Origin of the sequence: Erythrobacter sp. Dej080120_24 (assembly GCF_036322605.1) — a bacterium.
Taxonomy (GTDB): Bacteria; Pseudomonadota; Alphaproteobacteria; order Sphingomonadales; family Sphingomonadaceae; genus Erythrobacter; species Erythrobacter aurantius.
Window position 1 is genome coordinate 2,339,361 of sequence record NZ_AP027262.1, and the last position, 25,250, is coordinate 2,364,610.

At 62.7% G+C, this 25,250-nt stretch carries 22 protein-coding genes; 9 read left to right on the top strand and 13 right to left on the bottom strand.

Annotated elements, in window-relative coordinates; all coding sequences use genetic code 11:
• Positions 1-16: 16 nt before the first annotated feature.
• The gene (locus AABA34_RS11195) at positions 17-700 is read left to right on the top strand and encodes a hypothetical protein (protein ID WP_338302697.1); all 684 of its coding nucleotides are present in this window, start codon (positions 17-19) and stop codon (positions 698-700) included.
• Positions 697-1,485, top strand: coding sequence for a hydrolase 1, exosortase A system-associated (locus AABA34_RS11200; RefSeq protein WP_338302698.1), 789 nt, complete (start codon positions 697-699; stop codon positions 1,483-1,485). The genes AABA34_RS11195 and AABA34_RS11200 overlap by 4 nt, the downstream gene beginning before the upstream one ends.
• On the opposite strand, the gene AABA34_RS11205 is transcribed toward AABA34_RS11200, so the two are convergent.
• The 7 genes from AABA34_RS11205 to AABA34_RS11235 all read right to left on the bottom strand — a co-directional run bounded on the left by AABA34_RS11205 (position 1,486) and on the right by AABA34_RS11235 (position 9,631).
• Positions 1,486-2,685: a class I SAM-dependent RNA methyltransferase gene (locus tag AABA34_RS11205; RefSeq protein ID WP_338302699.1), complete on the bottom strand. Its 1,200-nt coding sequence runs from the start codon at positions 2,683-2,685 to the stop codon at positions 1,486-1,488.
• Positions 2,682-4,073, bottom strand: coding sequence for an NAD(P)H-hydrate dehydratase (locus tag AABA34_RS11210; protein WP_338302700.1), 1,392 nt, complete (start codon positions 4,071-4,073; stop codon positions 2,682-2,684). Before AABA34_RS11210 ends, AABA34_RS11205 begins: the two co-directional genes overlap by 4 nt.
• Positions 4,066-4,419, bottom strand: coding sequence for a hypothetical protein (locus AABA34_RS11215; protein WP_338302701.1), 354 nt, complete (start codon positions 4,417-4,419; stop codon positions 4,066-4,068). The genes AABA34_RS11210 and AABA34_RS11215 overlap by 8 nt, the downstream gene beginning before the upstream one ends.
• Positions 4,400-6,115 (bottom strand): dihydroxy-acid dehydratase, encoded by a 1,716-nt coding sequence (gene ilvD, locus AABA34_RS11220; protein ID WP_338302702.1) that lies wholly within the window; start codon positions 6,113-6,115, stop codon positions 4,400-4,402. The genes AABA34_RS11215 and ilvD overlap by 20 nt, the downstream gene beginning before the upstream one ends.
• A gap of 41 nt (positions 6,116-6,156) precedes the next feature.
• Entirely contained in the window at positions 6,157-6,903 is a 747-nt protein-coding gene (locus AABA34_RS11225; RefSeq protein ID WP_338302703.1) for an N-formylglutamate amidohydrolase, read from the bottom strand.
• Positions 6,876-7,688 (bottom strand): 4-(cytidine 5'-diphospho)-2-C-methyl-D-erythritol kinase, encoded by an 813-nt coding sequence (locus AABA34_RS11230; protein WP_338302704.1) that lies wholly within the window; start codon positions 7,686-7,688, stop codon positions 6,876-6,878. Before AABA34_RS11230 ends, AABA34_RS11225 begins: the two co-directional genes overlap by 28 nt.
• 296 nt (positions 7,689-7,984) lie before the next feature.
• The gene (locus AABA34_RS11235) at positions 7,985-9,631 is read right to left on the bottom strand and encodes an electron transfer flavoprotein-ubiquinone oxidoreductase (RefSeq protein WP_338302705.1); all 1,647 of its coding nucleotides are present in this window, start codon (positions 9,629-9,631) and stop codon (positions 7,985-7,987) included.
• A 106-nt stretch (positions 9,632-9,737) separates the two neighbouring features.
• Between AABA34_RS11235 and AABA34_RS11240 the strand changes: the two genes are divergently transcribed.
• The 4 genes from AABA34_RS11240 to AABA34_RS11255 are packed head-to-tail and all read left to right on the top strand — an operon-like array spanning position 9,738 to position 13,962.
• Complete coding sequence (locus AABA34_RS11240) at positions 9,738-10,520, top strand: hypothetical protein (protein WP_338302706.1); 783 nt, start codon at positions 9,738-9,740, stop codon at positions 10,518-10,520.
• A 14-nt stretch (positions 10,521-10,534) separates the two neighbouring features.
• Complete coding sequence (locus AABA34_RS11245; RefSeq protein ID WP_338302707.1) at positions 10,535-12,283, top strand: lytic transglycosylase domain-containing protein; 1,749 nt, start codon at positions 10,535-10,537, stop codon at positions 12,281-12,283.
• Positions 12,284-12,298: 15 nt separating this feature from the next.
• On the top strand, positions 12,299-12,829 hold the full coding sequence (gene moaB, locus AABA34_RS11250) for a molybdenum cofactor biosynthesis protein B (RefSeq protein WP_338302708.1): 531 nt from the start codon (positions 12,299-12,301) through the stop codon (positions 12,827-12,829).
• Positions 12,830-12,867: 38 nt separating this feature from the next.
• Positions 12,868-13,962, top strand: a complete 1,095-nt coding sequence (locus AABA34_RS11255; protein WP_338302709.1) for a PA0069 family radical SAM protein — start codon at positions 12,868-12,870, stop codon at positions 13,960-13,962.
• 24 nt (positions 13,963-13,986) lie between these two features.
• Here the strand turns inward: AABA34_RS11255 and AABA34_RS11260 are convergent, their stop codons facing one another.
• The 6 genes from AABA34_RS11260 to AABA34_RS11285 all read right to left on the bottom strand — a co-directional run bounded on the left by AABA34_RS11260 (position 13,987) and on the right by AABA34_RS11285 (position 22,276).
• Positions 13,987-14,418 carry a DUF1330 domain-containing protein gene (locus tag AABA34_RS11260; protein WP_338302710.1) on the bottom strand — a complete coding sequence of 144 codons (432 nt, stop codon included), beginning with the start codon at positions 14,416-14,418 and terminating at the stop codon, positions 13,987-13,989.
• Between the two features lie 102 nt (positions 14,419-14,520).
• Positions 14,521-16,131 (bottom strand): long-chain fatty acid--CoA ligase, encoded by a 1,611-nt coding sequence (locus AABA34_RS11265; RefSeq protein ID WP_338302711.1) that lies wholly within the window; start codon positions 16,129-16,131, stop codon positions 14,521-14,523.
• A 109-nt stretch (positions 16,132-16,240) separates the two neighbouring features.
• Positions 16,241-19,738 carry a DNA polymerase III subunit alpha gene (dnaE, locus tag AABA34_RS11270; RefSeq protein WP_338302712.1) on the bottom strand — a complete coding sequence of 1,166 codons (3,498 nt, stop codon included), beginning with the start codon at positions 19,736-19,738 and terminating at the stop codon, positions 16,241-16,243.
• A 73-nt stretch (positions 19,739-19,811) separates the two neighbouring features.
• The gene (locus AABA34_RS11275; RefSeq protein ID WP_252257946.1) at positions 19,812-20,291 is read right to left on the bottom strand and encodes a glutathione peroxidase; all 480 of its coding nucleotides are present in this window, start codon (positions 20,289-20,291) and stop codon (positions 19,812-19,814) included.
• Between the two features lie 64 nt (positions 20,292-20,355).
• On the bottom strand, positions 20,356-21,030 hold the full coding sequence (locus AABA34_RS11280; RefSeq protein ID WP_338302713.1) for an ABC transporter ATP-binding protein: 675 nt from the start codon (positions 21,028-21,030) through the stop codon (positions 20,356-20,358).
• A 7-nt stretch (positions 21,031-21,037) separates the two neighbouring features.
• Positions 21,038-22,276: a lipoprotein-releasing ABC transporter permease subunit gene (locus AABA34_RS11285; RefSeq protein ID WP_338302714.1), complete on the bottom strand. Its 1,239-nt coding sequence runs from the start codon at positions 22,274-22,276 to the stop codon at positions 21,038-21,040.
• 237 nt (positions 22,277-22,513) lie between these two features.
• Here AABA34_RS11285 and purF point away from each other — a divergent pair, with 237 nt between their 5' ends.
• The 3 genes from purF to AABA34_RS11300 all read left to right on the top strand — a co-directional run bounded on the left by purF (position 22,514) and on the right by AABA34_RS11300 (position 25,241).
• Entirely contained in the window at positions 22,514-24,016 is a 1,503-nt protein-coding gene (purF, locus tag AABA34_RS11290; RefSeq protein ID WP_338304733.1) for an amidophosphoribosyltransferase, read from the top strand.
• A gap of 3 nt (positions 24,017-24,019) precedes the next feature.
• Entirely contained in the window at positions 24,020-24,733 is a 714-nt protein-coding gene (locus AABA34_RS11295; protein ID WP_338302715.1) for an SDR family NAD(P)-dependent oxidoreductase, read from the top strand.
• A 160-nt stretch (positions 24,734-24,893) separates the two neighbouring features.
• The gene (locus AABA34_RS11300) at positions 24,894-25,241 is read left to right on the top strand and encodes a PilZ domain-containing protein (protein WP_252257949.1); all 348 of its coding nucleotides are present in this window, start codon (positions 24,894-24,896) and stop codon (positions 25,239-25,241) included.
• Positions 25,242-25,250: the final 9 nt, after the last annotated feature.

Below are 25,250 nucleotides of genomic sequence, written 5' to 3' on the forward strand. Positions count from 1 at the left end.
CAGTGGCGCAAGGCGCATGATCGAAAGCTGGCAAGCCCCGCTGCAAAACGGCACCACGAGCGAGGAACTGCTCGTGCAGATCGATCGCGGCCGGAATATCCGTGTCCTGATCCTGCCCGCCTTGTTCGACGAGGCAAACAAGCTGCGCCGTTTCACAATCGAACTGATGCGGGCGCTTGATCGGCTGGAGATCGACTCCTTCCTTCCCGACATGCCCGGATGCAACGAAAGCCTCGTGCCGCTGTCCGGCCTGAGCCTATCCGCATTGCAGGCCGCAGCAACCTCCGCGATGCGAAGTCTCGGTGCGACCCATGTCCTGGCGATCCGTGGGGGTGCGCTCCTGCTGCCTGAAGGAGCCGCTGGATGGGCCTATGCTCCCGTTTCCGGGGCGAAACTGCTGCGCTCGATGATCCGTGCGCGCACCATCTCGGCGCGCGAAGCGGGACGGTCCGAAAGCTCGGAAGAATTGCAGCAGACCGGTCGCAAGGACGGATTGACGCTGGCGGGTTGGGAGATCGGGGCGGAAATGTTCCGCGAAATCGAAACCGCCGAACCTCCCGTTTCGGGAACCGTTACCGTAATCTCGCAACAGGAACTAGGCGGCGCTGGCCTGTGGTTGCGTGCGGAGCCGGGTGAAGATGCAGCCCAGACCGAAAAGCTCGCCGCGATCCTCGCATCAAGCGTGGGAGCAGACGGATGAGCCGGCTGCATTTCGACTTCGGCTGCGGCAGCCTGAAACTTGCCGGCTCGCTCGATACGGCTCCGGGATCGACCGGCCTGCTGATCGTTTCAGGCGGCAATGAGCTGCGATCCGGCGCGTTTTCCGGGCAATCCTTGCTGGCAGCACGCATCGCCAAGGCCGGATTTCCGGTGTTCCGGTTTGATCGCCGTGGGATCGGGGACAGCGAAGGCGAAAACCGCGGTTTCCGGCACAGCGCAAAGGACATTCGTGCTGCGCTTGATGCCTTTCGCGCTCTTGCCCCGCAGGTCGATCGGGTGATCGGTTTCGGCAATTGCGACGCAGCCTCTGCGCTGATGCTGATGGGGGGCGAAGGGTTTGACGGCCTCGTGCTTTCGAACCCGTGGACCATTGATGACGACGCAGGCGACACGGACGAGCCCCAGCACACGCCCGAGGCGATCCGTTCACGCTATCTCGAAAAGCTCAAAAACCCTGCCGAAATCGCCCGTTTGTTGCGTGGCGGGGTCAATTTGCGGAAGCTGGCCGCAGGCTTGCTCGGCGCGGCCAAGTCCGCTCCGCAAACATCGCAATTGTCGCAGGAAATGCGCGCCGGGATCGCGGATTTCTCCGGCTCGGTCACATACCTCGTCGCAACCGATGACAGGACCGGGCAACTGTTCGAAAGCGCATGGGGCAAGGATGACCCGCGCATCCAGCGCTGTCTCGGCGCGGGTCATGCCTATGTCGAACCGTCCCATCAGGACTGGCTGAAAGACCGCATTCTCGAAGTAATCCGCGCCTGATCAGTCGCGCTCGAACAGGCTGACCAGTTCGACATGGGTTGACCAGCGGAACTGACCGACGGGCCTTAGGCGCGTAAGCCTGTATCCGCCCTCCACCAGCGCGGCTGCATCCCTTGCCCAACTTGACGGGTTACAGCTGACATAGACCACCCGCCCAACCTTGCTGCGAGCGATCTCTCCGATCTGGGATTTTGCCCCGGCGCGGGGAGGATCGAGCAATACCGCATCGAACCGGTCAAGCTCAGCGGGTTGCAGCGGATTTCGGAACAGGTCGCGGTGCAGCGCATGCACCTGTGCACCGTGCTGACGTGCGGCGGCATTGCAGGCGAGATGCGCCGCACGCTCCGCCTCCGCCGCCAGCACCTTGCGCCCTTCGGATAGTGCAAAGGCAAAGGTTCCGAGCCCGGCAAACAGGTCAGCCACCAGATTGGCCCCTTCGAGCCATTCGCGCGCATCGGCGATCATGCGGGCTTCTGCGTCGGCTGTGGCTTGCAGGAAGGCTGCGGGCGGCATCGCCACCGGAATCCCTGAAAGGGTCACCGTCACCGGCTCCGGCTCCCACAGTGCCTCGGAACCAAATCCTTGATCGATCGAGAGCCGCGCAAGACCGTTGTTGCGCGCAAAATCCAGCGCGCCCTCTGTCGGGCCAAGTCCATCGAGCGGGAAATTCGCAAGCCCCAGATCGATCCCCTGATCGACCCGCGTGATGCTGATGTCCACGGCCCCCTTGGGCCCGAATTGCTTGAGGAAATCCCGTAACAGGCGGGCCATATCGACCAGTTCGGGCAACAGCACCGGACATTGCGCCAGATCGATCAACCGATGCGATTGCGCCTGCTTGAACCCGATGACCACCCGGCCCTTGATCCGCTCGGAATGCAATGTCGCGCGGCGCCGAGTGTGTGCCGGACTGAGGTGGGTTTCGAGCAATTGCTCAACGGCAAGCCCCTGGCCCGTGGCGGCGTTGACGACGCGATTGGTGACGAATTCGCGCAGCACCATCTCGTCAGCATGCTGCAGCTGGCAGCCGCCGCATTGTCCGAAATGGCTGCAGGGCGGCGATAGATGATGCGGGCCGGGGATAATCGCGCCGTCCGCGCCTATGGTGTCACCCGGCACGGCCCCCGGCACATGCGTCCCATCCTCCAGAACGCCGTCGCCTCTTGCAGCGAGGCGCATGATCTCTCGCGTTTGGCTCACAGGCAGGCTTCAATCGCAGCCGGTACGGCACGGGCCAGCTCATTCGGGGTGAAAGCCGCCCCGCATTGCCGCGCAGCCTCTCCATGCAGCCACACCGCTTCGCAGGCCGCTTCGAAGGGCGAACGCCCGTTCGCCATCCGGCTGACCGCAATTCCGGCAAGGACATCTCCGCTACCTGCGACCGAAAGCCAGCTGGGTGCAGGCGGCGCAATCGCCAACTGCCCATCGGGTGCGGCGATGATCGTCGTCGGCCCCTTGGCCGCGATCACCATTCCGCTGCTCTTGGCAAGCGCCCTTGCCCGGTCGATCCGGCTTTCCGCAATCACACCAAAACTGCGGCACAGCGCCTCCAACTCGCCATCATGCGGCGTGGCGAGGATATCGCTGCGATTGCCGAGCATTTCGGGGCGGAGCGCGATGAGCGCGTCGGCATCGATGACGGCAGGTCGGCCCGAATCCAAAGCGATGCGCAGTCGCTGCGTCGCCTCGTCAGACCGGCCAAGCCCCGGCCCGACCAGCAACGCTGTTATGCGATCATCGGACAAAGCCTGCGCCAATTGCCGTCCTTCGATGACGAGCGCCGGATCGATCACCCGATCATCCCCTTCACGCAGCAATTTGACGTAGCCCGCCCCGCCCCGCATCGCCGCTTCCGCCGCCAGCATGGCCGCACCGGGCATCTCGCCCGAGACAATACAGGCAAGGCCACGCCAGTACTTGTGCGAATCCACTGCGGGCGCCGAAAGCCGTGGCTTCTCTATCAACCGGGCCGTGCCTTTCACCGGCGCAATGCCGATGGGGACGAGCCGCAAGCACCCCATGATCGAGCGTCCCGGCGTCATCCAGTGCGCGAATTTCCATGCGCCCAGCGCCAGTGTCAGATCGAAACACGGCAACCGTTCGTTGAGCAAGGCTCCCGTATCGCTCGCAACACCGGATGGCACATCGGTCGCGATCGTCAGGTGGTGGCGCGCGGCAAGATCGCGCAGCAGCAAGGCATGCTCGCCGGACAGGGGACGAGTCAGACCCGAACCGAAAAGGCTGTCTACCAACACGCCGCCCGCAGCCTTGCCCCCGGACGTAAGAACTTCCCCGTTCCAGAGCGCGCGCGCCTGCCTTGCCGCATCGGTCTTGGGCTCGACCGGGGCGATTACAGTCACCGCATTGCCCGCCTCGCGCAGGCGATGGGCGATCACGTATCCGTCGCCGCCATTGTTGCCGGGGCCGCAAAGCACCGTGACGCTGCGTCCGGCGGCGACCCTGCGCACCCATTCCGCAGCGCCTCCGGCTGCAATCTTCATCAGTTCAAATACGCTGGTGCCTGCATCGAACAGCGCCTGTTCCGCATCGCGCATTTGTGCGGCAGTCAGGATCTGCGCGTTACTCATCCGAACTTGCAGCCACCAATGCCCGCCTGAGCCGGTAACGATCCGAACCGACCGTCATTTCAATGACTTCGGGATCATCGATACTGTCTGTCACGCTCAAGGGCTCCGCCCCGTCCGCCAGCGTCAACTCGCCCGTATCGGCCCAGACAAACCGGCGAAAGCCGCCATCCGGATGGTGGATGATGAATTCGACCGGATCTGTCCGTTCCAGCGTGCAGACCTCCGCAAGTTCAGCTCCCGGCCCGATCGCGCAGCGCACCTCCGGCCCTTGGGGCGCGGGTGTCTCCGATCCGCAAGCGGCGAGCAAAAACGCCGGGAGAACGAGGCTAGATGTCCGCAAAGACATGGGTTTCCGCCTTTGCCCCGGGATGGGTGATCGCCCCGCTGCGCGCCGAGCCGACATTCTGCGAATAGCGCCACAAGGCACCCGACTGGTAATCACTGGTGCGCGGCTGCCATTGCTTGCGGCGTTCATCCAGCACCGAAGCATCGACTTCAAGGTCGATCGTCCCCGCCTCAGCATCGATGGTGATGATGTCGCCATCTTCTACCAACGCGATCGGGCCGCATTCGGCCGCTTCCGGGCCGACATGGCCGATGCAGAAGCCCCGCGTCGCGCCGGAGAATCGCCCGTCGGTGATCAGCGCGACCTTTTCGCCCATACCCTGACCATAGAGCGCGGCGGTGGTGGAGAGCATTTCGCGCATACCCGGCCCGCCCTTGGGCCCTTCGTAACGGATCACGATCACGCAGCCTTCGGCAATGTCGCGGCTTTCGACGGCAGCAAAAGCGTCTTCCTCGCAATCGAAAACACGCGCCGGGCCGGAGAATTGCAGGCGCGCCATCCCCGCAACCTTCACAATCGCGCCATCGGGGGCAAGCGATCCCTTCAGCCCCACAACGCCGCCGGTCGGCGTGATTGGCGTCTTCACATCGTAGAACACCTTCTGATCGGGGTTCCAGGTGATCTCCTCGATATTTTCGCCCAGCGTCTTGCCAGTTACCGTGATCGGGTTGGGATCAAGAAAGCCGCCCTCAAGCAGCGTCTTCATCCCCATGTAGACGCCGCCCGCTTCGTGCATGTCCTTGGCGACATATTTGCCGCCGGGCTTCAGGTCGGCGATGTAAGGCGTTGATTTGAAAATCTCGGCCACGTCGAACAGGTCGAAATCGATGCCGCATTCGCTGGCCATTGCGGGCAGGTGCAAGGCGGCGTTGGTCGAACCGCCCGTAGCCGCCACGACACGCGCCGCATTTTCGAAGGCGGCACGGGTGCAGATGTCACGCGGGCGCAGGTTCTTTTCGAGCAGCACCATCACCTGAGCGCCCGCCGCCCGCGCAATCTCTTCACGCGAAGTGTAAGGAGCAGGCGCCATGTTGCTGTTTGGCAGCGATAATCCGATTGCCTCACCCACACAGGCCATGGTGTTCGCGGTGAACTGGCCACCGCACGCGCCGTGGCCCGGACAGGCGACCTTTTCGAGATTGATCAGCTCCTGCAAAGGACAATTGCCCGCCGCGTGCTGACCCACGGCCTCGAACACGTCAACAACGGTCACGTCCTTGCCGTGGTGCGTACCGGGCAGGATCGACCCGCCATAGACGAAGATGCTCGGCACATTCAGCCGCAGCATCGCCATCATCATGCCGGGCAAGCTCTTGTCGCAGCCGGCAAAGCCGACCAGCGCGTCATAACAGTGCCCCCGCACAGACAACTCCACGCTGTCGGCGATGACTTCACGGCTGACAAGCGAGCTTTTCATGCCCTGATGCCCCATCGCGATCCCGTCAGTCACGGTGATCGTGTTGAAGCGGCGCGGCGTCCCCCCGCCCGCGATCACGCCTTCGCGGCAGATATCGGCCTGTGCGTTCAGCGTGGTGTTGCAGGGCGCGCTGTCATTCCCGGCGCTCGCCACACCCACGAATGGCCGGGCGATTTCTTCTTCGGTCATCCCCATGGCGTAATAATAGGAGCGGTGCGGCGCGCGCTCCGGCCCGACAGAGACGTGGCGGCTTGGCAATTTGGACTTGTCGAAAGACATTTTGTTTCCCGTCGCTTGGATTTCGCGAAACGGCACTGCCTTTACTCGAGCGCGAGCGCAACCCTTCCGGCAACTTCCGCGATCATTGCCGCCCAGCGCGACTGGTCCGCGCGGGTGGCGATACGGTCCTGCCGCACTTCGATAAAGCAATAAGGCCGCCCATGCGCTTCGGCATGGCGGTTCATCGTCGCGTTGAGTTCGGCCCCGCTATACGGCTCGTTATCGCCGACATTCAGGCCCAATTCGCCAAACAGCCGGATCGCGAGACGCGCGGCGCGATCGTCCTGATTGTAGAGCAGCGAAAGATCCCAAGGGCGCGGCTTGTCGCAGGATGCCATCGCCGGGGTGAAGCTGTGGAGCGACAGGATCAGCTTTGGGTTCTGCGCCTCCAGCCATTGCGCCAGAGCATTGTGATAGGGGCGATGAAAGCGTTCGAGCCGGGATTCGAGATTCGCCCCAATGTTGCCGGGGATGATGTATCCGTCGCTGCTGGTCGGCACGACATTGGGGTGATCCTCTTCGCGGTGGAGATCGACCACCAGCCGGCTGACCTGCGCCAGATGCGCCGGAATACCGTGTCTGTGCGCCATGCGTGTGGCAACGCCATGCACCCCGATGTCTATCGCGACGTGCTGCTCCATCAATTCTGGCGCCACGCCCAGCGGAATATCGTCCGGCACGAAGTTGGAGGCATGATCCGCGACGCAGACTATCCCGCTCGCAGTGATCCCGCCGATCTGTTCGTATGGCCGTCCGTCGATCACCGCAGTTTCCCCGGCAATTGCCACCAGTCGGGCCGAACATCACGGATGCGCTGTGCCGCCCGGTCACGCTCTGCCTCGCTTTCATACAAGGCAAAGCAGGTCGCGCCCGATCCCGACATGCGCGCAAGCCACGGCTTGTCCGCGCCCAGTTCGGCCAGAACATCGCAGATCACCGGACACAGCGCAAAGGCAGGGGTTTCCAGATCGTTGCGACCGTTCTGCGTCACTTCGCTGGCCTTGCCCTGTGGCAGTGGCCCCTTGTCGATCCGGTCCCACGCCTTGAACACCGATCCGGTGGACAGCGGCACGCGCGGGTTGACGAGCAGGACGGGCATTCCGGCAAGGTCATTTTCGATCGGGTGAAGATCGGTGCCGGTGCCTGTGCCGACCGCCATTTCGCTGCGCACGCAGGAGGGAACATCAGCACCCAGCTTCGCGGCACGGGCCTGCCAGTCGTCAGGCAGGCCATGCAGCGCCTCGACAATCCGGAACACCGCCCCCGCATCCGCCGACCCGCCGCCGAGGCCAGCAGCGACAGGGAGGTTCTTCTCCAGCGTCACGGCAAGGCCCTGAGAGCGCGGCAGCACGGCAAGCGTCTTGGCCACCAGATTTTCGAAAGGATCATCCAGCCCTTGCGCAAATTCGCCCACCGTGACGAGGCTATCCGCCTCCGCCGGTGTCACGCTCAGCACATCACCCGCATCGACGAAGGCAAACAGCGTCTCAAGCTCGTGATACCCGTCGTCCCGCCGCGCCCGGAGGTGCAGCGCGAGGTTGATCTTGGCGTAGGCTGTTTCAGTCGGTGCCAATCTCAGACCCCTTGAAGAGCCACGTCATACTTCTCGGCAAGCACCAAATACAAATTACCCCATCCACTGGACAAACTGAGTTCTTGCAGTGGGCCGGTGGGAGCAAACAAAAGCTCTACATCACGCAAAGCATCTCGGTCACCCGCCTCCAATCGGGTGAGGACATTGTCGATCTTTTGAAGAGCGTCCGCTTGATCCCTCCACCCCGAATACACAAAGTCCGATTCAGGAAGGGCGACTAGCTTTCGCGTGTCCGAAAGTACCTCAATAACCGGCTCGAATGACATAATCCCAGTCTACATATTCGGATAGTTCGGCCCGCCGCCACCTTCCGGCGTTACCCAGTTGATGTTCTGGTTCGGGTCCTTGATGTCGCAGGTCTTGCAGTGGACGCAGTTTTGCGAGTTGATCTGGAAGCGCGGCTCCTTGCCCTCTTCCTCGATCCACTCGTACACGCCCGCCGGGCAATAGCGGCTCGAAGGCCCGCCGAACACGTCGTATTCGCTCGCCTTCTGCAATTCGAGGTCGGCGACCTGCAAATGCACCGGCTGGTCTTCGGCATGGTTGGTGAAGCTGTAGGCGACATTGGTCAGCCGGTCGAAGCTGATCACGCCGTCGGGCTTGGGATAGTCGATCTTGGGATAGAGATCCGCGCGGCCGGTGTAGGTGTAATCGGGCTTGTGCTTCATGCTGATCGGCAGGCCGATCTTGAGCGTGCGCATCCACATGTCCACGCCTGCAAGCAAGGTGCCGATATCGCCGCCGTATTTTGCCACGGCAGGCTGAGCATTCTGGACCAGCTTCAGCTCGTCAGCGATCCAGCTTGAACGCACGGCGGCGTCGTAATCCGAAAGCTCGGTCTTTTCATGACCGGCGGCAATCGCCGCGGCGATGCTTTCGGCGGCCAGCATCCCGCTCTTCATCGCGGTGTGGCTGCCCTTGATCCGGGGCACGTTGACGAAGCCAGCCGCGCAGCCGATCAGCGCGCCGCCGGGGAAAGCCAGCTTGGGCACAGACTGCCAGCCGCCTTCGTTGATCGCACGCGCACCGTAGGCAACGCGCGTGCCGCCTTCGAGATATTCGCGGATCGCGGGGTGCTGCTTCCAGCGCTGGAATTCCTGATAGGGCGAAACCCAGGGGTTCTTGTAATCAAGCGCGGTGACGAAGCCCAATGCCACCTGGCCGTTCGCCTGATGGTAGAGGAAGCCCCCGCCCCAGCTATCGCTTTCAGTGAGCGGCCAGCCCTGCGTGTGGATCACGCGGCCCGGTACGTGCTTCTTGGGATCGATATCCCACAATTCCTTGATGCCAAGGCCATAGACCTGCGGCTGGCAATTCGCCTCAAGGTCGAATTTCGCCTTCATCTGCTTGGTCAGCGATCCGCGCGCACCTTCGGCAAAGAGGGTGTATTTCGCCTCGATCTCCATGCCCGGCTGGTGATCGCCCTTTTGCGAGCCGTCAGCGGCAATGCCCATGTCCTGCGTGATGACGCCGCGGACATTGCCGTCTTCGTCAAACATCACCTCGTTCGCAGGGAAGCCGGGGAACACCATCACACCCAGCGCCTCGGCCTGTTCGCCCAGCCAGCGGGTCAGATTGCCGAGCGATCCGGTGTAGCAGCCGTGGTTGCTCATCAGCGGCGGCATGACGGCGTGCGGCAGCGATGTCTTGCCGGATTTGGACAGAACCCAGTGCCAGTTATCCGTCACCGGGGTTTGCGCCATCGGGCAGTCCATGTCGCGCCAGTCAGGGAAAAGCTCGCTCAGCGCCTTGGGATCGACCACCGCGCCCGAAAGAATATGCGCGCCGATCTCGGAACCCTTTTCAAGGACAACAACCTCAAGTTCCTCGTTAATCTGCTTGAGCCGGATTGCCGCCGAAAGGCCCGCCGGCCCGCCGCCCACAATCACGACATCACATGGCATTGATTCCCGTTCGCTCATGCGCTCTTCTCACCTCAGTATTTGCGTTGCGATATGCTTCGCAGACTTTTGTTGATGGTGCACTTGCTAACTGGAATTTGGACAGTCAAGGCCTGCATTGGATAGGATGACCGCAGCCACATCGCCTCTTGCCGCTGAATTGCATGCCGCTTTCGAATGGTGGCGGATGGCCGGTGTCGATCTGGAATTCGCCGATGACGCTACGGATTGGCTGAATAGTGCGAATCCGGCGGATGCGCTGGCCCTCGCCGCCACGGCGCCGCAGGCACCGGAACCGCGCGTGCAGGCCACCCGGACACCCGAATCGCTGCCGGAAAAAAATCCTGTCGAACGTGTCGATCTGCTGGGTGAAACGCCGCCGCAGACGCTCGCCGAATTTCGGGAATGGTGGATGGAGGCACCGGGGCTGGATGCAATCGGCCCGCGTGGCCGCATCGCATCGCGCGGCCCCGCCAATGCCGAATTGATGGTGCTGGTGATCGATCCGGAGGAAGGCGACCGCGATCGCCTGCTTTCGGGGCCGCAAGGCCGGCTGCTGTCGCGCATGCTCAAGGCGATGGGGCTGGACGAGGAACAGACCTGCATCGCTTCCGCCCTGCCGCGCCACACGCCGATGGCGGATACCGCTTCGCTGGCGGCGCGCGGCATGGATGCCGTCACCGCGCATCACATCGCCTTGGCGGCTCCAAAACGGCTTCTTGCCTTCGGCGGCAACATCCTGCCGCTAATCGGACACGAATTGCCGAAAGACGCTCCATCTTTACGTGAAATCAACCAGACATCCGCATCAGTGCCAGTGATGGTGAGCGAGGGGCTGGACAGTGTTCTGGCCATGCCCCGGCTCAAAGCCCGGTTCTGGCGGAGATGGATCGAATGGTCGGTCGAGTAAAGAGTACCCCCTGCATGCGCTCCCTGCTGGCCGGAATTGCACTTGTATCCGGAATCGCCATTGCCCCTGCCGCTTCCGCGCAATCGAGCATGGTCGCGCAATATGATAGCGCGGAGAGCCAGAGCACCTCTGTTCCTGCCGTGCTCAGCCAGAATGAAAAACAGCTTTACCGCGACATCTTCGCCGCGATTGATCGCGAGCAATGGGACGTGGTCGAGGCACTGCTCAAGCGGGCCGAAGGCGGATTGCTGCATCAGGTAGCGCAAGCCGAATATTTCACCCATGCCAACAGCCCGCGGATCAGCGGCGAGCAAATTGCCCAGTGGCTCAACGCCGGGGTTGATCTGCCTCATGCGCCGCAACTGGGCCGATTGGGTTCGGGGCGCGGGGTGGAGCAACTGCCTGCATTCCCGGCAACGCAAAGCTTCAGCCGCCAGCCCGAACCGAGCAAGCGCATCCGCCCGCGCTCGGTGGATGACGGCACGATCTCCGCCGAAACCCGCGCAGCGATCCTCGAGGCGATCCGCAACGATGATCCGTCGGGCGCCTATGCGTTCCTGCAGCAAGCCGAACCGATGATGAGCTCCGAAGCGCGAGCCGAATGGCGTCAGCGCGTTGCCTGGAGCTTTTACATCGAGAATGACGACCAGAACGCACTCGCGCTCGCGGAAACCGTGTCGCAGGGCTCGGGCGCATGGGTGGCCGAAGGCGAATGGGTCGCGGGGCTGGCCGCATGGCGGCTCGGCTATTGCTCGCTCGCTGGCGAAGCCTTTGCCCGCGCCGCGCAGCAGGCAACCAATGTCGAACTCGCCGCAGCGGCGCATTACTGGGCGCACCGTTCGCTTGTGCGTTGCCGCGAGCCCGAAGCCGCCGGACAACACCTGTCCGCCGCAGCCCGCTATGACGAAACGCTTTACGGCATGCTGGCGATCGACCAGCTGGGCATCGAAGTCCCCGCCGATGCCCCGGCGCCGAGGTTTTCCGCCGAAGACTGGCGCTCGCTTCAGGATCGCCGCAATGTCCGCGTGGCCGCCGCGCTGATCGAGATCGGCCGCCCCGCGCTCGCCGACGAAGTGCTGCGCCACGAAGCGCGCATCGGCCGGGCTCAGGATTACCCGGCGATGGCGAGGCTTGCCCGCGAACTGGGCCTGCCATCGACCCAACTCTTTATGGCGCAATATGTGCCTTACGGGATGCGCGTTGACCCCGCCTTGCGTTTCCCGGTCGCGCACTGGCAACCGGCAACCGGCTGGCGGGTCGATCCCAGCCTCGCCTTTGCCCATGCGTTGCAGGAATCAAACTTCCGCACCAGCGCCGTCAGCCCCGCCAATGCGCGCGGCCTGATGCAGATCATGCCCGGCACGGCCAGCGATCACAATCGCCGGTTGAACCTTGGCGCGAGCTACGCCGATCTCAACGATCCCTCCGTCAACCTCGCCTATGGCCAGCAGCACCTTGAAATGCTGCGCGACAGCGGGGCGACGCAAGGGCTGCTGCCCAAGATCATGGCCGCCTATAACGCCGGACTCACCCCGGTTGATCGCTGGAATTACGAGGTCAACGATCAGGGCGATCCGCTGCTCTGGATGGAATCGATCCCCTATTGGGAAACGCGCGGCTACGTCTCCATCGTGATGCGCAATTACTGGATGTATGAACGAGCCGCCGGGGTTGCCTCGCCCAGTCGCCGCGCATTGGCACAAGGCCGCTGGCCAGAATTCCCGCAGGCCGCTAGGCCCCGGACGGCAAGCATCAGCCAATAGCGAAAGGAACCCGGCATGGCGATTGACGAGGCGAAGGTCTTCACCCCGATCAACATTGCCGTGCTGACCGTTTCCGACACGCGCACGGCCGAAAACGACACTTCCGGAGACATCCTTGCCCAGCGAGTAACCGACGCTGGTCACAACCTCGCCGCGCGCCTGATCGTGAAGGATGATGCCGCACTGCTGGCGAGCCAGTTTGATGCCTGGATCGACGATCCGCAGATTGACGCGATCGTCTCCACCGGCGGCACCGGGCTCACGGGCCGCGATGTGACGCCCGAGGCGCTTTCACGGATCGAGGGCGCGCGCGAAATTCCCGGATTTGGCGAATTGTTCCGCTGGATCAGTTTCCAGACAATCGGCACCAGCACTGTGCAATCCCGCGCCTGCGCGGTGGTCGCACGCGGCACCTATATCTTCGCCCTGCCGGGATCGAACGGCGCAGTAAAGGACGGGTGGGACGGCATCCTTGCCGAGCAACTCGACAGCCGAAATCGCCCGTGCAATTTCGTCGAGCTGATGCCGCGCCTCAAAGAGAAATAGCGCTTTTCACCGCATCATGTTCCTATTATGTTCTTCTTATGGGCACCACGGAACATCCCGATTTCGAACGCGGACGCGGAGCGGCCTCGGGCCAGCTCTCGACCCGTTTCGGCATGCCGCGGCGCGAGTTGGACGGCGACTGGCGCGATCATGTCGCCGCTCTCGACGGGCCGCCGGTAAAGCTGCGCACCACCGTCACCGAAGAACACCCCAAGACGATCCTCAGCTTCAACCAGTCGCCCGATATTCCGTTTGATCGGTCGATCAACGCCTATCGCGGGTGCGAGCATGGCTGCGTCTATTGCTATGCCCGCCCTACCCACGCCTGGTACGATTTGTCGCCCGGACTGGATTTCGAAACGCGGTTGTTTGCGAAGCCCAATGCCGGGGAATTGCTGCGGCAGACGCTGAATAAGCGCGGGTACAAGCCTGCACCTATTGCACTGGGCACCAACACCGATCCGTATCAGCCGATAGAGCGGCGATACCGCATCACCCGTGATGTGCTGGAAGTGTGTCTTGAGGCGCGCCATCCGGTGACGATCACGACCAAGTCAGACCGGGTGCTGGCCGATGCCGATCTGCTCGCGGAAATGGCGCGTGAAAAGCTGTCTGCGGTGGCGATTTCTGTGACGAGCCTCGATCCGGTGCTTTCGGCCAAGCTCGAGCCGCGCTGCGCCGCTCCGATCAAACGGCTTGCGGCGCTGGGGCGGCTGGCGGAACTGGGAGTGCCGGTGCATTGCTCTATCTCGCCGATCATTCCGGCGATCACCGACGAATTCATGGAAAGCATCATCGAACGCGCCGCGACTCTAGGCGTGCAGAGCGTCGGGTGGATCCCGCTGCGCCTGCCGCACGAGGTCGCCCCGCTGTTCCGCGAATGGCTGGACGTCCATTACCCCGAGCGGGCAGGCAAGGTGATGAACATCGTTCGCGAGATGCGCGGCGGACGGGACAATGACCCCGGCTTCTTCACCCGGATGAAGCCCCAAGGGGTGTGGGCAGACCTCATCCGAACGCGGTTCCGCGTGGCGTGCAGGAAGGCGGGGATTGATCGGAGCAAGGCGCAGTTCGAGCTGGATTGCTCGCGCTTCACACCGCCGGAAGTTGGCGGGCAGATGCGACTCTTATAGCCTCCCCGGCACGGGGAGGAAACATCACCCAAACCCGCCGCCAACATCCCCCGGCGAAAACCGCATCAGGCGGCTATCCACCAGAGCCGCCGTACGGTTCACCACGGCCAGTTGGTAATCCGGGTCCTTGATCATCTCGAAGAACGCCGCCGAGTTCGGATATTGTGCGACGAAGCCGTCGTGCCAGTCCTTGTCGCCCGGCCCCGTCACCATGGTCTGGAACGCACCGCGCCAGACAATCTTGCCACCGACGCGGGCGAAGATCGGGCCGCTGGTGGCGCCGTATTCCTGATAGGCGCGCCGCCCGGTCCAGCCATTGCCGTGGTGCTCATGGCCTTGCGGATATTCGGCAAGATCGCGGTACCGCAGCAGGTTGAGCATATGGATCGGCTCGTCCCGTGGCAGGTCCTTGAACGCCTTGAAGTTCTCAGGGCTTGGGTCAATGAAATAGGTCATGCAATTCCTTTTTTGTCACCCCAGCGAAAGCTGGGGTCTAGAGCGGCAAGCGCGGCGCAAGCTGGCCTTAGATCCCAGCTTTCGCTGGGATGACGTTAGTGGTTACGCCTCCAGCTTGTAGTCGGCGAAGCGTTCACGCAGGTCTTTCTTCGAAATCTTGCCGGTTGCAGTGTGCGGGATGTCGTCGACGAACTCCACCGCATCGGGCAGCCACCACTTGGCGACCAGCGGCTTGAGATGTTCGATAATGTCGTCGGCCGAGCAATCCGCGCCTTCCTTCTTCACCACGAACAGCACCGGACGTTCATCCCACTTGGGGTGGAACATGCCGACGCAAGCGGCCTCTGCCACGGCAGGGTGGCCGACAGCGGCGTTTTCCAGCTCGACCGAGCTGATCCATTCGCCGCCCGACTTGATCACGTCCTTGGTCCGGTCGGTCAGTTGCAGCGTGCCGTCAGGATGGAGGATGCCGACATCGCCGGTGTCGAACCAGCCTTCGTTGTTGGTCGCATCCTGATCGGCCTTGAAATAGCGGCGGATGATCCACGGCCCCCGGATTTGCAGCGCCCCCGAAGTCACGCCATCACGCGGCAGCTCGGTCGCCATATCGTCGAGGTCCACCGTGCGCAGTTCCACGCCGAACACCGGGCGGCCCTGCATCGCGCATTTCTCGACCTTCTCATCAAGGCTGAGCGTGTCCCAATCCCAGGTCGGTCCGCCGACGGTGCCGATGGGCGAAGTCTCGGTCATGCCCCAGGCGTGCTGGACGCGGGTGCCGTTTTCAAGCAGGCGGCGGATCATGAACTTGGGCGCGGCGCTGCCGCCGATGGTCGCGGCCTTGAGCGGCGGCAGGTCGAGTCCTTCCTTGTCGCAATACTGGAAATGCGCGAGCCACACGGTCGGCACGCCCGCGGAATCGGTCACGCCTTCGCGGATCATCAGATCGTGCAGCACAGCAGGATCATTGACGGCGGAGAAGACGAACTTGATCCCCGCCATCGCACCCGCATAGGGCAGGCCCCAGCTGGCCGCATGGAACATGGGCACCACCGGCAGCATCACTGATGAACTGGAGAAGTTGAAAGCGGCCGGTTGCAGCCCGGCGATTGCGTGCATGACCGTTGAGCGGTGTTCGTATTGCACACCCTTGGGATTGCCCGTGGTGCCGCTGGTGTAACAGATCATGCAGGGATCGCGCTCGTCGCCTGCATACCATTCGTAATTCCCGTCCTGCGCGCCGATCCAGTCTTCGAAAGCGGGGGAGTTTTCGCCACTGTCGTAGCAGATGTAATGCTCTACCGTGGTCCAGCGATCGCGCATCCGGTCGACGATGGGCTGGAACGCGGCGTCGTAGAACAGCACGCGGTCTTCGGCGTGATTGACGATGTATTCGAGCTGATCGTCGAACAGGCGCGGGTTCACCGTGTGCAGCACTCCGCCCATCCCCGCGACACCGTACCAGCTGACGAGGTGACGCGAGTGGTTCATCGCAAGGCTTGCCACGCGCTCTCCCGGCTTGATCCCCAGCGCGACCAGCGCCTGCGCCATTTTCAGGGCGTCGCGGCGAATGCCGGCCCAATCGGTGCGGGTTTCGCTGCCATCGGCCCAGCGCGTCACGATCTCGCGCGCTCCGGCTTCGCGCGCGGCATGATCGATCACATGGGTGATCCGCATGGTCCAGTCCTGCATCGCGCCAAGGTTCTGTGTGAGCATTGTGGTGGTTTCTCCCGAATATGTGCCCGTGTTCGGGCCGAATTGCGGGGGAAACAATGGCGGGAGCGGGCGCCCTTGGCAATTGCCTAGTGCGGGTGAATTGCGGACTTCAGGCCACCAGCCTGAGGTTTGCCCGCCCGCGCTGCGGTTCGAGCGCGACGTTCTCTATCCCCGGCACTCCGGAAAGCCGCTCTGCCAGATCGCCATTGAGCACGAAGTCGCTGCCGAGGCGCATATGCGCATACTCGTCATCGCCCAGCACAAGCCGGATCAGCACCTCGCCCTGAACCTTCGGGTCGTGCTCAAGCTCGAGCTTCAGTTCCGCCAGCGCGTCGATCGACAGCACATCGGCTTTCAGCAGCATCGCGACCGATCCGCTCACCGAAGAGAGCGGGCGCGCGTTGCGGATCGTCAGGCGCGGCGGCTCGCCCGGATTGGGCGAATCCAGCTCGACATTGAGCAGCACGCATTCGCCGCTCTGCGCCCATTCGGGGAATTTCGTGACGAGCGATTCCTCGAAACAGGCGGACGAGAACTGGCCTGACGAGTCGGAGAAATCGGCACGGATGAATTCGGCGCCGCGCTTTGTCCGGCCCTTGCTCGCGCCTTCGACCATTGCCGCGATCACCGCCTGCCCACGGCCACCCGGAGGTGCGCCTGCTTCCATCAAGCTCTGATAAGTCCGCGCCCCCTGTGCCGAGGCGATCTCGCGATATTGCTGCACCGGATGGGCGGAGAAATAGAACCCGAAGTTCTCGCGTTCCTTTGCCATCTGTTCGGGGCGCGACCACGGATCGGTGGGTTGCAGGCGCAAATCCTCCTGCGGGGCATGATCGCCGCCGAACAAACCGCCTTGCCCGCTCGATCGTTCACGGATCGCGGCATCGGCCACGGCCAGCAGCAGATCGGCATTGGCGAACACCGCCGCGCGGTTGGGCTCAAGTGCGTCAAGCGCACCCGCGCACGCCAGCCCTTCGAGCTGGCGGCGGTTCATCGCACCCTGCGGCAGACGTTCGCACAGGTCTTTCAGGCTTTCGAACGGCCCGTTGGCGAGGCGTTCCGCCACCAGCGCTTCCATCGCCTTTTCACCCACGTTGCGGATACCGGCAAGGGCATAGCGCACCGCATATCCATCATCGGTCTGCTCGACGCTGAAGCGCGCTTCGGACGCGTTGACGCAGGGCGGCAGTACGGTGACCCCCCCGCCCGGATAGCGCCGTGCATCATCGACGAAGGCACCCAGCTTGTCCGACTGGTGCAGGTCGAAACACATCGAGGCGGCGTAGAATTCTTCGGGATAATGCGCCTTCAGCCAGCCGGTCTGATAGGCGAGCAGCGCATAGGCCGCCGCGTGCGATTTGTTGAAGCCGTAGCCGGCGAACTTGTCGATCAAGTCGAAAAGCTCGTTCGCTTTCTTCGGCTCGATGTCCGAAACCTCGGCGCAGCCTTCGATGAAGCGCGCGCGCTGCTTGTCCATCTCGGCCTGGTTCTTCTTGCCCATGGCGCGGCGCAGCAGGTCTGCATCGCCGAGCGAGTAATCGGCAAGGATCTGCGCGGCCTGCATCACCTGTTCCTGATAAACGAAGATGCCGTAGGTTTCGGCGAGAATGCCTTCGAGCTTGGGATGCGGATATTCGATCGGCACTTCGCCCGCTTTGCGCTGGCCGAACAGCGGAATGTTGTCCATCGGGCCGGGGCGATAGAGCGAGACGAGCGCGATGATGTCGCCGAAATTGGACGGCTTCACCGCCTTCAGCGTGCGCCGCATCCCGTCGGATTCCAGCTGGAACACGCCAACCGTGTTACCGTCCTGCATGAGATCGTATACAGCCTTGTCATCGAGCGGCAGCTCGCCAAGGTCGATTGTGATCCCGCGCAGCGCCAGAAGGTCGACAGCCTTGCGCAATACCGACAGGGTCTTGAGCCCCAGAAAGTCGAATTTGACGAGGCCGGAGCTTTCGACATTCTTCATGTCGTATTGCGTAACCGGCATGTCTGATCGCGGATCGCGGTACAGCGGCACCAATTGCGACAAGGGCCGGTCGCCGATCACCACGCCCGCCGCATGAGTGGAGGAATTGCGCGGTAGCCCTTCAAGCTGGAGGGCAAGATCAACGAGGCGTTTCACCTCGTTGTCGTTGTCGTATTCCTTCTTGAAATCAGCCGCCCCGTTCAAAGCGCGCGGCAGGGTCCACGGATCAGTCGGGTGGTTGGGCACCATCTTGCACAGCCGGTCCACCTGGCCGTAGCTCATCTGCAGGATACGCCCGCAATCACGCAGCACCGCGCGCGCCTTCATCTTGCCGAAAGTGATGATCTGGGCGACGTGATCGGCCCCGTATTTGCGCTGGACATAGCGGATCACTTCACCACGCCGCGTTTCGCAGAAGTCGATATCGAAGTCAGGCATCGAAACGCGTTCGGGGTTGAGGAAACGTTCGAACAGCAGCCCCAGCCGGATCGGATCGAGATCGGTGATCGTCAGCGCCCATGCCACGATGGAGCCAGCACCCGATCCGCGACCTGGCCCCACGGGAATTCCCTGTTCCTTCGCCCATTGGATGAAGTCGGCAACGATCAGGAAGTAGCCGGGGAAACCCATCTTCACGATGATGCCGATTTCGTATTCGAGCCGTTCGAAATAGGCCTTGCGCTCCTCCTCCGGCATTTCGCCATAGGGTTCGAGCCGCGCCTCCAGCCCGGCGCGCGATTGTTCGGCCAGCATCCTAGCCTCGCCTTCGAGATCGCCTGCAAGGCTGGGCAGGATCGGGGCGCGATAGGGCGGCGCAAATGCGCAGCGCTGCGCGACAACCAGCGTGTTGGCAGTCGCTTCGGGCAGGTCGGCAAAGATTTCCTGCATCATCGGCGCGGATTTCACGAAAGCGTCGCGATTGGTGCGGGGCCGATCATCATTGTCGATATAGGTCGAATTGGCGATGCACAGCATAGCGTCATGCGCCTTGTGCATGTGCGGTTCGGCAAAATTCGAAGGGTTGGTCGCGACCAGCGGCAGATCGCGGGCATAGGCCATGTCGATCAGCGCCGCTTCGGCTGCGGTGCAGACGGGATCACCGTGCCGCGCAAGTTCGATGTAGAACCGCGATGGGAACAGCGCCTGCAAACGGTCCGCCAGCGCCTCTGCTGCCGGGGTCTGCGATTCCGCCAGCAATCGGGTGAGCGCGCCCTCGCCCGCGCCCGAAAGCGCGATCAGGCCATCGGTGTGGCCTTCCAGCGCATCAAGCTCGACATGCGGCTCCAGCTCAAGCGGACGGTCAAGATGCGCCTTGGAAACGAGATGGCACAGATTGTCGTAGCCGGCCTCGTCCTGGGCGAACAAAGGCAGGTAGTCGACCTGCCGCCCGTCCGATGTTCCGTCGGCATTGGGGCGCGCCACACCCAGCAGCGTGCCGATGATCGGCTGCACGCCTTCATCCTTGCACGCGCCTGCGAACATGACCGCGCCATACAGCCCGTTGCGGTCGCAAATCGCGATGGCGGGAAAGCCGCGCTCCTTCGCCAGCTTGGCAATCGCCTTGGGATCGATAGCCCCTTCGAGCATCGAATAGGACGACAAGACGCGCAAGGGGACGAAGGGTGCGAACGGCATCCCCCCAGTCTAGGAATTTCCCGCAGATTCGGAAGCGCCAGAGGCGGCTAATTCTCCACAGGCAGCGATCGGATCAGAGCAGCTTTTCGATGTCCCGAGCAATCGACTTGGGCGTGTCCTGCGGGCCGTACCGCTTCACGACATTGCCTTCGCGGTCGATCAGGAACTTGGTGAAGTTCCACTTGATCGAAGTAGAACCCATCAGGCCCTTCTTTTCCTTCTTCATCCAGTCGTAAAGCGGCGAGGCATCAGGGCCGTTGACGTCAATTTTCGCCATCAGCGGGAACGTGACGCCGAAATTGACCTTGCAGAATTCGGCGATTTCATCGGCGCTGCCCGGCTCCTGCGCACCGAACTGGTTGCAGGGGAATCCCAGCACCTCGAAATCCTTGTCCTTGAACTGCTGATACAGCTCTTCCAGCCCGTCATATTGCGGGGTGAAACCGCATTTGGACGCGGTGTTGACGATCAGCAGAACCTTGCCCTGCTTGGTCGCGAGGTCGAGCGTCTCGCCGCGATTGGTGGTGACGGTGAAATCGGCAATGGTGGTCATTTTCTATCCCCTGAATGCGTGCCTGCGAAAATGAGGAGAACCGCCTGACGTGGCAAGCCTCAAATCAATCGAGCACGCCGTCATGCAGGCGAACGATCCGGTCCATGCGTGAAGCCAGCCGCTCGTTATGCGTCGCGATCAGTGCCGCGCTGCCTTCGCCGCGCACCAGTTCGAGAAACTGGCCGAGCACGGTATCCGAAGTCGTCTCGTCAAGATTTCCGGTCGGCTCGTCTGCCAGCACCAGCGTCGGTTGATTGGCGAGCGCGCGGGCGACCGCGACGCGTTGTTGTTCCCCGCCCGAAAGCTGGTTTGGCCGGTGGGTGAGGCGGTGGCCGAGGCCCAGATCGGTCAGCAATTGCTCCGCCCGCACCGTCGCCTCTGCCCTGTCCACCCCTGCGACCATTTGCGGCATCACCACATTCTCGGTCGCGTTGAAATCCGGCAGCAAGTGGTGGAACTGGTACACGAAACCAAGATGTTCGCGCCGGATGCGGGTGCGTTCGTCCGAAGCGAGCTTTTCGGCGCGTTCTCCGGCAATCGCAATCGAGCCTTCGAACCCGCCTTCGAGCAGGCCGACCGCCTGCAGCATGGTCGATTTGCCCGAGCCCGACGGGCCGAGCAGCGCGACGATCTCTCCCGGCATGATGTCGAGATTGACGCCGCGCAACACCTCGATCCGCTGCCCGCCCTGTTCGAACGTGCGCCGCAGGTCGCGCAGGGAGACAATGGGATCACTCATTGCGGGTTCACTCATAGCGCAGCACCTGAACCGGATCGGTGTTGGACGCCTTGAACGCCGGATACAGCGTTGCAAGGAAGCTCATGCCGATCGCCAGCGCGGTGATCCCGATGATTTCCCACGGATCGACCAGCACCGGCAGGCTGGTGAGGAACCGCACCTGCGGATCCCAGATCGGAACCCCCGTGATCGCCGCGATCCCATCGACAATGCCGTTGCGGAAATACAGCAGCACGAAACCGAGGATCAGCCCGGCGACCGTCCCCAGCGCGCCGACAGTCGTACCCGTGGTCACGAATATCTTGAGCAGGCTGCGCCGCGTCGCGCCCATCGTCCGCATGATCGCGATGTCGCGCGTCTTTGCGCGCACCATCATCACGAGGCTCGACAGAATGTTGAAACAGGCGACCAGCACCATGAAGCTGAGCACGAAGAACATCGCGACGCGCTCCACCTCTAGCGCTTCGAACAGCGAGGAATTGATTGTCTTCCAATCGGCGATCACCGCCCTGCCCGTCAGCGTCTGCTCCACGGGGCCGAGTATCTGCCCCACCTTGTCGGGATCGGTCACGGTCACTTCGATCAGCCCCACCGCATCGCCCAGCAGCAACAGCGTCTGCGCATCGGTCATCGGCATGATCACGAAGGTTTCGTCGAAATCGTACAGCCCGATCTCGAAGATGGCGCCGACTTCATAACCGACCTGCCGGATCGTCGTGCCGAACGGCGTGGTGCGCCCTTGTGGGTTGATGATCGTGATCGTGTCGCCGACCCGTGCGCCCATATTGGCTGCGAGCCGCGATCCGATGGCTACTTTCCCGGCATCCGGCTGCAGTGTGCGCATGTCGCCGATCAGCACCTTGTCAGCGAGCGCATCGATATCTTCCTGCGTATGCCCGCGCACGAAGATCGCATTGGCCCGGCCGTTGTAGCTGGCGAGCAGCGGCTGTTCGATCAGCGGGGATGCGCTGACAACGCCTTCGGTCGCGCGCACTTGCTCGAGCACGCTTTCCCACCCGTCGAGCTCGCCACCATAGGCCTGAATCACCGCATGGCCGTTCAATCCGCTGAACTTCTCAAGCATTTCGGAGCGGAAGCCGCCCATCACGCTCATCACCAGCACCAGCATGGCGACCGAGAGCATGACAACGCCCACCGATATCCCCGCGACAAGCGCGATGAAGGCCTCGCCCTTGCCCGGCCACAGATACCGCTTGGCGATCATTCGTTCGAAAGGAGAAAGCATGGATGCCCGGTTGTCTGGCTGCGGAAATGTGAACCGAGCCTGTAAGGTGCTGCTCCGTCCCGCACAATGGACAAGTGCCCGGCGCCTGTGAGTAATCCGCGCGGCAAGCGCCGTCCTCTGTCACGGTCCGGTCATCAAAAAAGGCGGGGAGCCGACGGCGAACAAAGCTTGTAATTGAACGGTAACACCGCCATGGAGCGCCCACGGCGGGGGCAGCGCAGCGGGCATATTACGGCGATGGCACACGACGGATTTATTTCACCGGCAGGCAATATCACGCATCCTTTCATCGACGAGGACGGGGACAAGCTGCGTGAGGAATGCGGCATTTTCGGCGCGATCAAGGCCGAACGGGCAGCAGCAGCCACGGCTTTGGGACTGCATGCGCTCCAGCATCGCGGACAGGAAGCAGTCGGTATAACCAGTTTCGACGGCAAGGATTTCATTTCGCGGCGCGGTCTTGGCCATGTGGCCGAGAATTTCTCCTCTGCCGAAGCGATTGCCGAACTGCCCGGCACGATGGCGGCGGGCCATGTCCGCTATTCCACCACCGGCGGGGCCGGCTTGCGCAATGTGCAGCCGCTCTATGCCGAACTGGCCAGCGGCGGCTTTGCCATCGCCCACAACGGCAATATTTCCAACGCCATGGCGCTGCGCAAGGATCTGGTCGGGCGCGGTTCGATCTTCCAGTCGACTTCCGACACCGAAGTCATCATCCACCTCGTCGCAACCTCGCGCTACCCCACCATTGCCGACCGGCTGATCGACGCGCTGCGCTTTGTCGAAGGCGCCTATGCGCTGATCGTGATGACGCCCGAAGGCATGATCGCATGCCGCGATCCTCTGGGCATCCGCCCGCTTGTCATGGGCAAGATGGGCGATGCCGTGGTGTTCGCCAGCGAAACCGTGGCCTTCGATGTCGTCGGCGCGGAATTCATCCGCGAAGTCGAGCCGGGCGAAATCCTGCAAGTCGATTTCGAAGGCAACATCACCAGCTCGCATCCCTTCGGCAAGCCTGCCGCGCGGCCGTGCATTTTCGAACACGTGTATTTCAGCCGCCCCGACAGCATCTTTGCCGGGCAAAGCGTCTATGAAGCGCGCAAGGCCATCGGCACGCAGCTGGCCATCGAATCGCCCTGCGATGTCGATCTGGTGGTGCCCGTACCCGACAGCGGCGTTCCGGCCGCAATCGGCTATGCCCAGCGCTCGGGCGTGCCGTTCGAACTCGGCATCATCCGTTCGCACTATGTCGGGCGCACCTTCATCCAGCCTTCGGACGCAGCGCGCCATTCGGGCGTGAAGCGCAAGCACAACGCCAATCGCGGCCTTGTCGAAGGCAAGCGCATCGTTCTGATCGACGATTCGATCGTGCGCGGCACGACCAGTCTCAAGATCGTGGAAATGATGCGCGAAGCTGGCGCGAGCGAAGTGCACTTCCGCGTTGCCAGCCCGCCGACAGCGCATTCGTGCTTCTATGGCGTCGATACGCCCGAACGCTCAAAGCTGCTGGCCGCGCGCATGGAGCTTGAGGCGATGCGCGAATTCATCAAGGCCGACAGCCTCGCCTTCATCTCGATTGACGGGCTTTACCGCGCCGTCGGTTCCAAGGGGCGGGACAAGGCGTGTCCGCAATTCTGCGACGCGTGCTTCACCGGGGATTACCCCACTTCGCTGACCGACCTTTCGCTGAGCGATCGCAAGTCCGACGAACTTCCTTTCGTAGACCCCAAGGCTGCCTGATCCATGACCGAGAACAAACCGCTTGCAGGGCGTACGGCCCTGGTTACCGGCGCGAGCCGTGGCATTGGCGCAGCGACTGCCATTGCTCTTGCCGAAGCAGGCGCACACGTCATCCTCGTCGCGCGCAAGGTCAAGGCGCTCGAAGCGGTGGAGGACCAAATTCACGCCGCTGGCGGCACCTCCACCATTGCTCCGATCGACCTCACCGAACCGGACGCAGTGACGCGTCTTGCATCGGCCATCGCCGGGCGGTGGGATGCGCTCGATATCATGGTGATTTCCGCAGCTTACCTGCCGGAGTTGACACCGCTTTCGCAAATCGACCCCAAGCAGTTCAACCAGGCGATCATGACCAATGTGGTCGCGACTCAGGCGCTGCTTGCGGCGTTCGACCCGCTGTTGCGCCGCGCCGAAGCGGGACGCATCATCGGCCTCACCAGCAGCGTGGGCGCGTCGCCGCGCTCGTTCTGGGGAGCCTATGGTTCGACCAAGGCCGCGTTCGACAATCTGCTTCAGACTTACGCCGCAGAGGTTGAAAAGCTGAGCCCGCTGCGCGTCGCGATCGTCGATCCGGGGGCCACCCGCACGGAAATGCGCGCCCGCGCCTATCCCGGAGAAAAGCCCGATACGGTGAAGCCGCCCGAAGCGGTGGCGACCCGCCTGATCGATCTGCTCAAACAGGATTTCACCACCGGGCACCGCGAACGCGTGGACTGATCGGCGCGGCACCGCACCAATGCGGTGCTTCGGCCATTTCCCCTTACATTGCTGTTAACCTTTTTGTGCAATCAATCTCTAAGCCTGTCGGGTGGAATAAGGGTCCGACCACAGACCGGCACAGAGACCAAAAGAGCATATTGGAAAAGGTTGCGAGGCAATGCCGACCGACAACAACAGCTACCGTATCGCTGCGCAGGAAGATCGCTGCTCGCCGCGGACCCGGCTTACCATTCCCGCCACGCTACGGGCATCGGGCGGTCGTGCGTTCCAGAGCGTTGTCCATGATCTTTCGATTTCCGGCTTTTCCGCCGCATCGATCAACCGCATGCACGAAGGCCAGATCTGCTGGCTGACACTGCCGGGGCTCGAATCGCTTCAGGCTCAGGTCGTGTGGTGGGACAATTGCATTGTCGGCTGTGCCTTTGAGGAATTGTTGAGCCCGATCGTGCACGACAACATCCTGCAACGCTACAGCAACACCGGCGTCTATCGCCCGATGGCGTGAGAAAGGCCG

What these genes read in the sequence shown, in the direction of transcription:
- moaB (WP_338302708.1), top strand. Translation starts at nt 12,299, where the DNA reads ATGGCGATTGACGAGGCGAAGGTCTTCACCCCGATCAACATTGCCGTG.
- AABA34_RS11215 (WP_338302701.1), bottom strand. Translation starts at nt 4,419, where the DNA reads ATGTCTTTGCGGACATCTAGCCTCGTTCTCCCGGCGTTTTTGCTCGCC.
- AABA34_RS11255 (WP_338302709.1), top strand. Translation starts at nt 12,868, where the DNA reads ATGGGCACCACGGAACATCCCGATTTCGAACGCGGACGCGGAGCGGCC.
- AABA34_RS11240 (WP_338302706.1), top strand. Translation starts at nt 9,738, where the DNA reads ATGACCGCAGCCACATCGCCTCTTGCCGCTGAATTGCATGCCGCTTTC.
- AABA34_RS11275 (WP_252257946.1), bottom strand. Translation starts at nt 20,291, where the DNA reads ATGACCACCATTGCCGATTTCACCGTCACCACCAATCGCGGCGAGACG.
- AABA34_RS11245 (WP_338302707.1), top strand. Translation starts at nt 10,535, where the DNA reads ATGCGCTCCCTGCTGGCCGGAATTGCACTTGTATCCGGAATCGCCATT.
- AABA34_RS11200 (WP_338302698.1), top strand. Translation starts at nt 697, where the DNA reads ATGAGCCGGCTGCATTTCGACTTCGGCTGCGGCAGCCTGAAACTTGCC.
- AABA34_RS11295 (WP_338302715.1), top strand. Translation starts at nt 24,020, where the DNA reads ATGACCGAGAACAAACCGCTTGCAGGGCGTACGGCCCTGGTTACCGGC.
- dnaE (WP_338302712.1), bottom strand. Translation starts at nt 19,738, where the DNA reads ATGCCGTTCGCACCCTTCGTCCCCTTGCGCGTCTTGTCGTCCTATTCG.
- AABA34_RS11235 (WP_338302705.1), bottom strand. Translation starts at nt 9,631, where the DNA reads ATGAGCGAACGGGAATCAATGCCATGTGATGTCGTGATTGTGGGCGGC.
- ilvD (WP_338302702.1), bottom strand. Translation starts at nt 6,115, where the DNA reads ATGTCTTTCGACAAGTCCAAATTGCCAAGCCGCCACGTCTCTGTCGGG.
- AABA34_RS11265 (WP_338302711.1), bottom strand. Translation starts at nt 16,131, where the DNA reads ATGCTCACACAGAACCTTGGCGCGATGCAGGACTGGACCATGCGGATC.
- AABA34_RS11280 (WP_338302713.1), bottom strand. Translation starts at nt 21,030, where the DNA reads ATGAGTGATCCCATTGTCTCCCTGCGCGACCTGCGGCGCACGTTCGAA.
- purF (WP_338304733.1), top strand. Translation starts at nt 22,514, where the DNA reads ATGGCACACGACGGATTTATTTCACCGGCAGGCAATATCACGCATCCT.
- AABA34_RS11285 (WP_338302714.1), bottom strand. Translation starts at nt 22,276, where the DNA reads ATGCTTTCTCCTTTCGAACGAATGATCGCCAAGCGGTATCTGTGGCCG.
- AABA34_RS11300 (WP_252257949.1), top strand. Translation starts at nt 24,894, where the DNA reads ATGCCGACCGACAACAACAGCTACCGTATCGCTGCGCAGGAAGATCGC.
- AABA34_RS11195 (WP_338302697.1), top strand. Translation starts at nt 17, where the DNA reads ATGATCGAAAGCTGGCAAGCCCCGCTGCAAAACGGCACCACGAGCGAG.
- AABA34_RS11210 (WP_338302700.1), bottom strand. Translation starts at nt 4,073, where the DNA reads ATGAGTAACGCGCAGATCCTGACTGCCGCACAAATGCGCGATGCGGAA.
- AABA34_RS11260 (WP_338302710.1), bottom strand. Translation starts at nt 14,418, where the DNA reads ATGACCTATTTCATTGACCCAAGCCCTGAGAACTTCAAGGCGTTCAAG.